The organism is Pseudomonas sp. NFACC43 (assembly GCF_900119645.1).
Lineage (GTDB): Bacteria > Pseudomonadota > Gammaproteobacteria > Pseudomonadales > Pseudomonadaceae > Aquipseudomonas.
In genome coordinates this window covers 50,426-62,974 of sequence record NZ_FPKK01000001.1, presented here as the reverse complement: position 1 = coordinate 62,974, position 12,549 = coordinate 50,426, and the positions used below count along the sequence as shown (strand labels likewise).

Below are 12,549 nucleotides of genomic sequence, written 5' to 3'. Positions count from 1 at the left end.
CCGGCGCCTGTGCCTCTTGAATATGCGCGATAGCGCGGAGAACCTATGTCTTCGTTCAACGAAATGATCAAAAACATCACCCCCGACATCTATCGCAGCCTGAAACTGGCGGTGGAGATCGGTAAATGGGCCGACGGCAACAAGCTCACCGCCGAACAGCGCGAGCTGTCGTTGCAGGCCATGATCGCCTGGGAAATCCAGAACCTGCCCGAGGAAGAGCGCACCGGCTACATGGGCCCGCAGGAGTGCCAGTCGAAGGCGCACGAAGTGCCGAACATCCTGTTCAAGTCGGATGCCATCCATTGATCGAGATTGGCCGCGGTGCAATCAGCAAGATGTCGGCGCGCCTGGACGGGCCGACCGTTCAATATGCCTTTCGCCTGGGCGATGTCGAGGTGCCGGTCAACCCGCTGATCGGCAGCACGGTGCGCCTGGAGTTTCTCGGTGCGATCCATTGCACCCACTGCGGGCGCAGGACCAAGACCAGCTTCAGCCAGGGCTACTGCTACCCCTGCATGACCAGGCTGGCGCAATGCGATATCTGCATCATGAGCCCCGAGCGCTGCCATTTCGAGGCAGGGACGTGCCGCGAGCCGGCATGGGGCGAACAGTTCTGCATGACCGATCATGTGGTGTACCTGGCGAACTCCTCGGGCGTGAAGGTCGGGATCACCCGGGCCACGCAACTGCCGACCCGCTGGCTCGACCAGGGCGCCAGCCAGGCGCTGCCGATCCTGCGGGTCGCCACCCGCCAGCAGTCGGGGTTCGTCGAAGACCTGTTCCGCAGCCAGGTGGCGGACAAGACCAACTGGCGCGCCTTGCTCAAGGGCGACGCGGTGGCGGTGGACCTGCCCCGGATCCGCGATTCGCTGTTCGAAAGCTGCGGCCAGGGGCTTCAGGGGCTGCAGGAACGTTTCGGCCTGCAAGCGATCCAGACCATAGCGGACGTCGAACCTGTGGAGATTCGCTATCCGGTGGAGCGATACCCGGCCAAGATCGTCAGTTTCAACCTGGACAAGGACCCGATTGCCGAAGGCACGTTGCTGGGAATCAAGGGCCAGTATCTGATTTTCGATACCGGCGTGATCAATATTCGTAAATACACGGCCTATCAGCTCGCCGTGCATCAGTAGAAGGATTCGACCCATGCGCACCGAACAACCGAAGATGATCTACCTCAAGGACTATCAGGCGCCCGAGTACCTGATCGACGAGACACACCTGACCTTCGAGTTGTTCGAGGACCACAGCCTGGTCCATGCGCAACTGGTCATGCGCCGCAACCCCGAGCGGGGCGCCGGCTTGCCGCCGCTGGTGCTGGACGGCCAACAGCTCGAACTGCTGTCGGTCAAGCTCGACGACAGCGACCTGGGCCCGGGCGACTATCACCTGGACGACAGCCACCTGACCCTGCAGCCCAAGGCCCAGGCGTTCACGGTGGACACCAGCGTGCGCATCCATCCGGAAACCAACACCGCCCTGGAAGGCCTGTACAAGTCCGGCAGCATGTTCTGCACCCAGTGCGAGGCCGAGGGTTTCCGCAAGATCACCTATTACCTCGACCGCCCCGACGTGATGAGCAAGTTCACCACCACCGTAGTGGCCGAGCAGCACAGCTATCCGGTGCTGTTGTCCAACGGCAACCCGATTGCCAGCGGTCCGGGGGAGGACGGCCGGCACTGGGCGACCTGGGAAGATCCGTTCAAGAAACCCGCCTACCTGTTCGCCCTGGTGGCCGGGGACCTGTGGTGCGTTGAAGACACCTTCACCACCATGACCGAGCGCACGGTGGCCTTGCGCATCTATGTCGAGCCGGAAAACATCGACAAATGCCAGCACGCCATGACCAGTCTGAAGAAATCCATGCGCTGGGACGAAGAGGTGTACGGGCGTGAATACGACCTGGACATCTTCATGATTGTCGCGGTCAACGACTTCAACATGGGCGCCATGGAGAACAAGGGCCTCAACATCTTCAACTCCAGCGCCGTGCTGGCCCGCGCCGAAACCGCCACCGACGCTGCGCACCAGCGGGTGGAAGCCATCGTGGCCCACGAATACTTCCACAACTGGTCGGGCAACCGCGTGACCTGCCGCGACTGGTTCCAGCTGTCGCTCAAGGAAGGTTTCACGGTGTTCCGCGATGCCGGGTTCTCCGCCGACATGAACTCGGCCACCGTCAAGCGTATCCAGGACGTGGCTTACCTGCGTACCCACCAGTTCGCCGAAGACGCCGGCCCCATGGCCCACCCGGTGCGCCCGGACAGCTTCATCGAGATTTCCAACTTCTACACCCTGACCGTGTATGAAAAGGGCTCGGAAGTGGTCGGCATGATCCACACCCTGCTGGGGCCGGAGGGCTTTCGCAAGGGCAGCGACCTGTACTTCGAACGCCACGACGGCCAGGCCGTGACCTGCGATGACTTCATCAAGGCCATGGAAGATGCCAACGGCGTCGACCTGACCCAGTTCAAGCGCTGGTACAGCCAGGCCGGTACCCCACGCCTGGCGGTGAGTGAGTCCTACGACGCCACGGCCAGGACCTACAGCCTGACCTTCAGCCAGAGCTGCCCACCCACCCCGGACAAGCAGGAAAAACGGCCATTCGTGATTCCCGTAGAGCTCGGCCTGCTGGACAGCAAGGGCGCCGAGATGCCTCTGCGCCTGGCCGGGGAAGCCGCCGCGAGCGGTACGTCCCGGGTGATCTCGGTGACCGAGGCCGAACAGACCTTCACCTTCGTCGACATCGCGGAAAAACCCCTGCCATCGCTGCTGCGGGGCTTCTCGGCGCCGGTGAAGCTGAGCTTCCCCTACGATCGCGACCAGTTGATGTTCCTGATGCAGCACGACAGCGACGGCTTCAATCGCTGGGATGCCGGCCAGCAACTGTCGGTGCAGGTATTGCAGGAGCTGATCGCCCAACACCAGAAGGGCGAGCGCCTGGCGCTGGACCCACGTCTGGTCAGTGCCCTGCGCACGGTGCTGTCGGACGAATCCCTGGATCAGGCCATGGTCGCGGAAATGCTCTCGCTGCCAAGCGAGGCCTATCTGACGGAAATCAGCGAAGTGGCCGACGTGGAAGCCATCCATGCCGCGCGCGAATTCGCCCGCCAGCAACTGGCCGAGAACCTGTTCGAAGCCCTGTGGCTGCGCTATGAGGCCAACCGCGACCTGTCGAAGCGCACGCCATACGTGGCCGAGGCCGAGCATTTCGCCCGCCGCGCGTTGCAGAACATCGCGCTGTCGTACCTGATGCTCACCGACAAGCCCGAAGTGCTCAGCGCCACCCTGGACCAGTTCGACACAGCGGACAACATGACCGAACGCCTCACGGCGCTGGCGGTGCTGGTCAACTCGCCGTACGAGACCGAGAAGGCCAAGGCCCTTGAAGTGTTCGCGGAAAACTTCAAGGGCAACCCGCTGGTGATGGACCAGTGGTTCAGCGTCCAGGCCGGCAGCCCCTTGCCGGGCGGCCTGGCGCGGGTCAAGGCGTTGATGGCGCATCCGGCGTTCAACATCAAGAACCCGAACAAGGTGCGGGCCCTGGTCGGTGCGTTCGCCGGGCAGAACCTGATCAACTTCCACGCCGCCGATGGCTCGGGCTACCGCTTCCTGGCGGACCTGGTGATCCAGCTCAACGGCTTCAACCCGCAGATCGCCTCGCGGCAACTGGCGCCGTTGACCCGCTGGCGCAAATACGACAGTGCCCGCCAGGCACTGATGAAGGGCGAACTTGAGCGCATTCTGGCGTCCGGCGGGCTGTCGGCCGATGTCTTCGAAGTGGTGAGCAAGAGCCTGGCGTGACGTTGATGCCGCGGTCTGCCTGGCGGACCGCGGTGCTCCCATCGCGAGCAGGCCCGCTCCCACAGTAGCGCTCCAGCGGACACTTATTCCGTGGTCAGTATGGACCCTCTGTGGGAGCGAGCTTGCTCGCGATAACGTCAGCCGTCACCACCTGGCCCCCTCGCTATCACCCCACCGAATACCCCACCATTCAGTCCCCACGCCCAGCCTTCTGGTTAACAAAAGATAACGCGGCGTCGATTGTCAGACCTTTCGAAAGCCCGATAGGATAGGTCAGCTTCCGAAGTGGCTCTAGATTGCAGGTTTCAGGACTATGCTCCAGGACTGCAACAGCACAGAGCCCGCTTACGGCGCCCTGAAAGGTTGAATGACCTAACAATAATAATGGGGGAAAGGTCTATGAGTGAGCCTGTCATGGCAGTGAGCCGTGCACGTCCGACGGTGCTGCGCAGTGTTGCGTTGCTGGCCTCGGCGCTCTCGCTGCTGGGCTCTGCGGTGTTGTCGGCACCGGCGTTGGCCGTTGCGGCCTCGACAACCGATGTCATCTATTCCGTCGAATCGGCCAAGGCCAGCAAAACCCTGATGCTCGATGTGGTCCACGCCGGCCAGCGCCTGGTGGCGGTCGGTGACCGTGGGCACATCGTCTACTCCGACGACCAGGGCAAATCCTGGACCCAGGCCAAGGTTCCGACCCGCCAATTGCTCACTGCCGTGTTTTTCGTCGACGACAAGCGCGGCTGGGCCGTGGGGCACGACGCGCAGATCCTTGCCAGCGAAGACGGCGGCACCACCTGGACCAAGCAATTCGAGGACCTCAACCGCGAGGCGCCACTGCTGGATGTCTGGTTCAAGGACGCCACCAACGGCTTTGCCGTGGGGGCTTACGGCGCGCTGTTGGAGACCACCGACGGCGGCAAGCACTGGGAAGATGCCAGCGACCGCCTCGACAACGAAGACCAGTTTCACCTCAATGCCATCGCCGCCGTGAAAGACGCCGGCCTGTTCATCGTCGGCGAGGCCGGCGCCATGTTCCGCTCCGCCGACTGGGGCCAGACCTGGGAGAAGCTCGAAGGCCCGTACGAAGGTTCGTTGTTCGGTGTCATCGGCACTGCCCAGCCTTCGACATTGCTGGCCTATGGCCTGCGCGGCAACCTCTATCGTTCCACCGATTTCGGCGGCAGCTGGGAGCAGGTGGAGCTCAAGGCCGCTCGCGGCGAGCTGGAGTTCGGCCTGTCTGGGGCGACCTTGCTGCCGGACGGCTCCATCGTGATCGTCGGCAACGGCGGCAGCGTGATACGCAGCACCGATGACGGCGTGACCTTCAGCGTCTTCAATCGGCCCGATCGGATTTCCGTGGCGGCCGTCGCGGCGGCGGGCAATGGCAACCTGATCCTGGCAGGGCAAGGGGGCGTACGCGCCACCACCCCCACCGGCGCCGAACCGGGCAAATGAACCGCGGGCATGAGTCGGGCACAATAACAACAAGGCGGACCCCATGAGCAGTCATCACCAAGACAAGGCGACCTTCCTCGAGCGCCTGATTTTCAACAACCGCCCGGCAGTGATCGTCATTTGCCTGCTGGTCAGCCTCTTCCTGTTCTGGCAGGCCACGCTGATCCGGCCGTCCACCAGCTTCGAGAAGATGATTCCCCTGGAGCATCCCTTCATCGAGAAGATGCTCGAACATCGCAACGACCTGGCGAACCTGGGCAACACGGTACGGATTTCCGTGGAAGCCACCAATGGCGACATCTTCTCCAAGGAATACATGGAGACCCTGCGCCAGATCCACGACGAAGTCTTCTACATTTCCGGCGTCGACCGTTCCGGGCTCAAGTCGTTGTGGAGCCCGAGCGTGCGCTGGACCGAAGTGACGGAGGAGGGCTTTGCTGGTGGCGAGGTGATTCCCCAGAGCTACGACGGCTCGGCCGACAGCCTGGAGCTGCTGCGCAACAACGTGCTCAAGTCCGGCCAGGTAGGGCGCCTGGTGGCCAACGACTTCAAGTCGAGCATCATCGATATCCCGCTGCTGGAGTCCTACCCGGACCCTCAGGACCAGGGCAAGCTGCTGTCCCTGGACTACCAGAAGTTTTCCCACGAGCTTGAAGACAAGATCCGCAACAAGTTCGAAGCCCAGAATCCCAACGTACAGATCCATATCGTGGGCTTCGCCAAGAAAGTCGGCGACCTGATCGATGGCCTGATCATGGTGGTGATGTTCTTCGGCGTGGCGTTCGTCATCACGCTGGTCCTGCTGTACTGGTTCACCCATTGCATGCGCAGCACCATCGCTGTACTGAGCACGACCCTGGTGGCGGTGGTCTGGCAGCTGGGCCTGATGCATGCGGCCGGTTTCGGTCTGGACCCCTACTCGATGCTGGTGCCGTTCCTGATCTTCGCCATCGGTATTTCCCATGGCGTGCAGAAAATCAACGGCATCGCCTTGCAGTCCAGTGAGGCGGACAACGCCCTGACCGCGGCGCGGCGGACCTTCCGGCAATTGTTCCTGCCGGGAATGATCGCGATCCTGGCGGACGCCGTGGGCTTCATCACCCTGTTGATCATCGACATCGGTGTGATCCGCGAACTGGCCATCGGTGCGTCCATCGGTGTGGCGGTGATCGTGTTCACCAACCTGATCCTGTTGCCGGTGGCGATTTCCTACGTGGGAATCAGCAAGCGTGCCATCGAGCGCAGCAAGAAAGATGCGACTCGCGAACATCCGTTCTGGCGGTTGCTGTCGAGCTTCGCCAGCGCCAAGGTCGCGCCGGTGTCCATTGCCCTGGCCGTGCTCGCCTTCGGCGGTGGCCTCTGGTACAGCCAGAACCTGAAGATCGGCGACCTGGACCAGGGGGCGCCGGAATTGCGCCCGGACTCGCGTTACAACCAGGACAACAACTTCATCATCAGCAACTATTCCACCAGCTCCGATGTGCTGGTGGTGATGGTCAAGACCAAGACCGAAGGCTGCTCGCGCTACGAGGCCATGGCCCCCATCGATGAACTGATGTGGAAGATGCAGAACACCGAGGGCGTGCAGTCGGCCATTTCTTTGGTGACCGTGTCCAAGCAGATGATCAAGGGCATGAACGAGGGCAACCTGAAATGGGAAACCCTGTCGCGCAACCCTGACGTGCTGAACAACTCCATCGCCCGGGCCGATGGCTTGTACAACAACAGCTGTTCCCTGGCGCCGGTGCTGGTATTCCTCAATGACCACAAGGCCGAGACCCTGGACCGTGCGGTGAAGGCGGTGCAGGACTTTGCCAAGGAAAACAACCGCGAGGGCCTGGAATTCATCCTGGCCGCCGGTAACGCCGGCATCGAGGCGGCCACCAACGAAGTGATCAAGGAATCGGAACTGACCATCCTGATCCTGGTGTACATCTGCGTGGCGACCATGTGCATGATCACCTTCCGCTCCTGGGCGGCGACGCTGTGCATCGTGCTGCCGCTGGTGCTGACGTCGGTGCTGGGCAACGCCCTGATGGCGTTCATGGGCATCGGCGTGAAAGTCGCGACCCTGCCGGTGGTGGCGTTGGGCGTGGGGATCGGCGTCGACTACGGCATCTACATCTACAGCCGCCTGGAGAGTTTCTTGCGGGCCGGTCTGCCGCTGCAGGAGGCCTACTACCAGACGCTGAAATCCACAGGCAAGGCGGTGCTGTTCACCGGCCTGTGCCTGGCCATCGGTGTCTGCACCTGGATCTTCTCGGCCATCAAGTTCCAGGCCGACATGGGGTTGATGCTGACGTTCATGCTGCTGTGGAACATGTTCGGTGCGCTGTGGCTGCTGCCGGCGCTGGCGCGTTTCCTGATCAAGCCGGAGAAGCTGGCGGGGCAGAAGGGCAACTCGCTGTTTGCCCACTGACCGAAAGTTGAAACGGCAAAGGTGCAACCTTGATCCACTCAAAGGCCCTGGAGTGAATCCGTGGCGAGGGGATAAATCCCCTCGCCGCGGTCACCGCCGTCTCAGGTAATCAAGGCGCCAACGGCAAGAACCTGCTCTGCGCCAGCGGCCTGCCGATCTGTCCTCGATGCACATTCACCACCGCGTAAGGGCTTTTCGCCTTGGCCAGCATTGAATGGTAATGCTCCTTGCGCTGCTCCTTGGTTTTCAGATGCGCCACGCTGAAGTCAGCTTTTGGCGTTTCCGCCGTTTCGTAATGAAAGTGCGCATACCAGAGGGGCCAGCCGTCCCGGTCATTGATGGCGTATTCCTGGAGAAAATCCTTGCGCTCGCCTTTCAAGGCTTTGCGTTCGCCGAGCCTTGCGACTTGCACCAGGTCTTTCTCGAACAGGTAGCGAAGGTTGCTGTCGGTGGGCGGCAGTTTCAGGCTCAATTCGGTGCGCAGATCGCTGCCCCGGGTGGTCAGGCGCGAAACGGCGTCTGACAGTTGCCCGGTCAGTGTCTGATCGGCTGCGGTGCGCGGGGTTTTCGAGGCGGTGAAGGCTCGTTCGAGTTCTTCGGCCAGCTTGCGGTAGCGACTTGCCTCATTGCTCAGGATTTCTTCGATTTCCTGAGGGAAGCGGCACTGGGTTTTATAGCGCTCGGCGTTCGCCAGACTGTTGTCCAGTTGCCCGAGCAGTTTTCGTGCATCGGCCTTGATCGCTTTGACCGAGCGTGTGCGGGGTGCCGGGGTCGGTCGTTGGACTTCGACGATGTCCCAGATGTCGTCGTGTCGCGAGTAGGTGGCGAGCAACCTGTTGTCGACTTCAGAGCGCAGCTCGACGACCTCGATCGGCAGTGATGTGCCGGCCGGCTTCAAGTCACCGATCAACACGCCGCTCTTGCGCGTCTTGATCACCTTTTTCTGCGGACGTCCGGCAGCTGTCCTGCTGCGTTTCGGCGGGCGCCTGCGGGGCTGCGGCTCGGGCTTGATTTCGGCGGCCAGCTTCGTGGACGCCTCTTCATAAAGGCCCTCGACCAGCCTGAACAGCCTGCCGAAATAGGACGTGTCCATGTCAGCGACATTGAGGGCTTTCATACCCTGCATGGCATCGAGTGCCGCGCCATAGTGTTCGACCAGGCTTTCCAGGACCTCGATCTGTTCCGATGGGGTCAGCTCGTAGGTGCTCAGGTCGGACTGGGAGCGCGCCTGTTCCATCAACAGCTGGGTGACGCTGTGCAGGTTCTCGGGAAGATTGGAGTCGGGATCCTTGAATATCAGTGCCGCCAGCGTAGGCAGTTGCAGGGCCTTGGTGGCCAATGCCGTTCGTTCACCCAATGGACGGTCCCGGGTCAAGCGTTCGAACACTTGCGCGCCGGCGGCACCCTGGTTCAACAGCGCTTCCAGATAGCGATCCCTGAGTTCCAGCCAATAGATCGAGCGATCATTAATGTCACTCAAGGCGTCAAGGTAGTTGAAATAGTCGAGAAGGTTGCCAGCGACATTCGCTTGCAGGGTCGAATAATCGTGCGTGAATTGGCCATAGGCGGCATCCAGCGCCGTCAGCTCGAACTCGTTGATCAGGAAGCCCTTGCGGGCGTTGTTGACCACGTTCTCCATCAACGCCCGAATGATGCCGGAGGGCAATTGCATATCGTGGCTGGCATATTCGGTGACGTTGTCCAGCAGCTTCAGATAGGTGTCAGTCTGCTCCTCAAGGAGCTTGTAGAACCGCGCCCGCTTGTCCGCGCGTTGCGCCTCGGTAAAGTTGCCTTCCTGGGCCCTCGTCATGACTTCCTGGGCGGTGTCCAGGGCGCGTTGCCGATCGGCCTCGTCCTTGTAATAACTCTTCAGCAGCTCACTCAGCTCGGCCGCGCGTTGGGCCTTGATGTCCCGCAGTTTGGCCAGGCGCTTGGGCGGCATGCCCCCACGCAGGCGCAGGCGCAGGTCGATGGACCAGTTGCCGCGGGTATCGGATTGCAACACTGGGCCATTCTGGGCCGGATCCCGTGGGGCCAGGGGGTTGACGATGATCGCGCTGCCGTCCGATTCAGGGGTCACCTGATACATTTTTCCATCCACCAGGGCGTGCCAGGTGTTGCGGATGACGTACAGGCCCGTGTAGGGGCCATATTTTGTCGGCTCTGGCATGGACGCCGGTTGGCTTACCTGGAAACGTTGCAGGCGGGCGAGCTGCCCGGTCGTCAGGCGACGGCTTGCGCTGGCAAAACTCAGGTCAAGGTTCGCGCCGCTGTCTCCCAAGCGTTCCCCTGGCAAGGCCACGGGGCCCTCATGGATGCTCGGCGGCGCGGGGGCGGGCCATTGCTCCGGGACGATGCGCGGCGCCGGAGGACGCATCGCCTGTTCCTTGAGCGCCTCGGGCAAGGGGGGGCGAGGGGACGCACTGATGGAGGGGAACTGGACGAGCAACATGCCGAGGTTGAGCAGCAGGTCGACGGCGGCGAGCTCCCGCGTCACCGCGTCTTCGCTGGCCAGGGCCGGGATGTCCTGGTTGGCGCTGGCCATCAGGTTCCATAGCCAGGCGGTGGCCATGGCCGGGCCGCGCAACAGGGGCAACAGCAGGGTGTTGAACAGCAGGCTGCCACCGTGCAGCAGAACGGCCCAGCGGCTTTCGCTGTTGGAAACCGAGTCCCGGTCCGCCTGGGTGACCAGGGCCCGCGCATTGCTGCCGTAGAGATACTGCATCAGTTCGCCGTTGCGCAGGAACTGCCGCAGCTCGTCGTTGACGCTGTCGACCGCCAGGGTCGCCGGCGCCGGCTTCTGGGGAAGGCTGAACTCATCGCCCTGGTAGAAACGCACGATATGGGGTTCCTGGAAACCGCCGTTGGCATAGATCACGCGAGCGGCGTCGGACATCCAGGTCAGTACGCTCTGTTGCAGGTCACCGGGCTCGACGATGGCCTGCAGCAATGCCTGGCGCGTCGGGTATTGCTGCAGCGCCGGCGTATAGAGCGGGCGATACAGCACATGCGGGCCAGTGGCGATGTCCTCCGGCTCGATGATGAACATGTTCGCTACGGTATCGGGATGGGCTTCAGGCTTGCGCAGGAAGGCCAGGTGGCGGATGACCACGGGAGCGCCGCTGACTCGTTGCTCATCGGCCTCGGGGTTGAGCAGGGCTTCGAGCAGGGCCAGGCCTTGGCGGGTCATGCCGTTTTCGTGGTTGAGGATCTGCTTGAGGGCATCCAGGGGCAGTTGGGCGGGGATCTGTTCGGCGAATATCCGCTGACGCTCGTGGGCTTGTGACACATCGTCCAGCAGCTTTTGCTGCAGGTAGCGCGGGTAGGTCGTGCCGATGTCCACCTGTTCGATCAGCCCGCCCTTGCGGGTGATGAAATCGGCTGTCAGCCATACCGGCAATGCCAGGCCCTTACGATGGCTGAGGACCGGGTCCACGCCGGGCCGGGCGACGAGATTGGCGATCGCCAGTTCGGTCAGGCTGATGGTTCGTTTTTCGACGATGCCGATGGTTCCCGGGTAACCCGCCGCTGCGCTGAAAGTCAGTCGCACATCGTCGGGCTGGTATTGGCTGGCCTGGGCCTTGGCCGGGCTGCGGTCGTTGGCCTTTTGCAAGGCGCCGAGCAGGGCATCGGCGGCGAAGGCCTTGATGTCCTGGATGTCGCTGAGAAAGGTGCGCCCCTGGTTGCGTTTCTTGGCACTGGCCAATGCCAGGCTGTATTGCTGGATTTTCGTCCTGTCGAGGACCGACGCCTGTTTCAGCCAATCCGGAATCAGGGGGGCGATCCATGCCGACGTTTCGGGCATCGGGCGCGGGGCGTCGAGCAGGTAGCGGGCGGGGTCGCTCAGCTCGTTATAGAGCGTCTTGAGGTCGGGCAGGCCAATGCGCGAGGGCAGTTGCACGGCGTCCAGGTCGGCCAGCTGTTGTTCCAGGATCATGGCCGACTGGGTTTCGAAAACATTGCCACCGATCTCGTTGCGCTGGCAGGTCACGGTGTCCACGACGTAGCGGCTGGCAATCACGGTGCCCCAATGACGCGTAAAAGCCTCCAGGGAGTCGAAGGCCTGGACAGCGCCTCCAGCACTGCAAAGCAGCAAGACCGTCGCGTTCTTCACGCAGTGGATCAGCAGGACCTCGCTGCCGGTCAATACGCTGTGGGAGCCGTCCCGAGTGAGCCGGGTCTCCAGGCTGTAGGCATGGACGGCAGCCTTTGCATGGTGCCGCAGGCGTTGTTCACGGTCCGGCCATCGGACAACCTGGTCGAGGGCTTGCCGAGCTTGCCCGCCAAGGTCTTGCTGCTGCAGGCTGCGGATGTGCAGCAGGTTCCTGAGCACATCACTGAGCCACTGCCAGCGGCTGGTGCCGTCCTGCCTGTCAACCTGCGGGCTGCTGTCGATGTTGGCGTTCCAGTAACGCGTCAACGCATCCTGCAGCCCGATCGGCACACGCCAGGGCAGTTCGAGCAGCAGCTTTTCGATGACCTTCATGTCCAGCTTGCCATCGTCTGGCGCAAGGAGCCGCGGTGGTGCGTCGGACAGGAAACTGCGACGCCCCTTGAGATCCTTGAACTCAATGGGGGTGCCAAGCGCCAGGTAATCGAGGACGCGGGGCATGAAGGGTTCAAGCAGGTAGCCGCGGGAGGCCGTATCGGGTGTTGCCAACCGGGTCTTGGAAAGATCGAAGGCCAGCGTGGGGTATTTTTCCTGGATGGCTTGCTTGAGCATGCGTTGTGCGAACTGCTCGAAGGTGGGGCGACTGGCAAATTGCAGGCTGACGCTTTGCGCAAGCGCAGAAGGGGTGGTGGCCGGTGAGGGCAGGGTCATGGGAAGTCCTTTTCATGGGGTCGTTGGAATGACGCCTGGAAAAGTATCGACC

General features: G+C 62.3%; 6 protein-coding genes. 5 read left to right on the top strand and 1 reads right to left on the bottom strand.

Annotation, left to right across the window (positions count from 1 at the left end):
* Nucleotides 1-45: 45 nt before the first annotated feature.
* From BT179_RS00240 to BT179_RS00220, 5 genes are all read left to right on the top strand, one after another.
* Nucleotides 46-306, top strand: a complete 261-nt coding sequence (locus tag BT179_RS00240) for a YeaC family protein (RefSeq protein ID WP_053153794.1) — start codon at nt 46-48, stop codon at nt 304-306.
* Entirely contained in the window at nt 303-1,133 is an 831-nt protein-coding gene (locus BT179_RS00235; RefSeq protein WP_072430532.1) for a DUF2797 domain-containing protein, read from the top strand. Before BT179_RS00240 ends, BT179_RS00235 begins: the two co-directional genes overlap by 4 nt.
* A 13-nt stretch (nt 1,134-1,146) precedes the next feature.
* On the top strand, nt 1,147-3,804 hold the full coding sequence (gene pepN / locus BT179_RS00230) for an aminopeptidase N (protein WP_072430533.1): 2,658 nt from the start codon (nt 1,147-1,149) through the stop codon (nt 3,802-3,804).
* 399 nt (nt 3,805-4,203) lie between these two features.
* The gene (locus BT179_RS00225) at nt 4,204-5,256 is read left to right on the top strand and encodes a WD40/YVTN/BNR-like repeat-containing protein (protein WP_072398906.1); all 1,053 of its coding nucleotides are present in this window, start codon (nt 4,204-4,206) and stop codon (nt 5,254-5,256) included.
* A 43-nt stretch (nt 5,257-5,299) separates the two neighbouring features.
* Nucleotides 5,300-7,675 (top strand): efflux RND transporter permease subunit, encoded by a 2,376-nt coding sequence (locus tag BT179_RS00220; protein WP_072398907.1) that lies wholly within the window; start codon nt 5,300-5,302, stop codon nt 7,673-7,675.
* 109 nt (nt 7,676-7,784) lie between these two features.
* On the opposite strand, the gene BT179_RS00215 is transcribed toward BT179_RS00220, so the two are convergent.
* Nucleotides 7,785-12,497, bottom strand: coding sequence for a dermonecrotic toxin domain-containing protein (locus BT179_RS00215; protein ID WP_072430534.1), 4,713 nt, complete (start codon nt 12,495-12,497; stop codon nt 7,785-7,787).
* Nucleotides 12,498-12,549 lie beyond the last annotated feature (52 nt).

Coding starts and splice junctions, on each gene's coding strand:
- BT179_RS00220 (WP_072398907.1), top strand. CDS start 5,300: ATGAGCAGTCATCACCAAGACAAGGCGACCTTCCTCGAGCGCCTGATT.
- BT179_RS00240 (WP_053153794.1), top strand. CDS start 46: ATGTCTTCGTTCAACGAAATGATCAAAAACATCACCCCCGACATCTAT.
- pepN (WP_072430533.1), top strand. CDS start 1,147: ATGCGCACCGAACAACCGAAGATGATCTACCTCAAGGACTATCAGGCG.
- BT179_RS00215 (WP_072430534.1), bottom strand. CDS start 12,497: ATGACCCTGCCCTCACCGGCCACCACCCCTTCTGCGCTTGCGCAAAGC.
- BT179_RS00225 (WP_072398906.1), top strand. CDS start 4,204: ATGAGTGAGCCTGTCATGGCAGTGAGCCGTGCACGTCCGACGGTGCTG.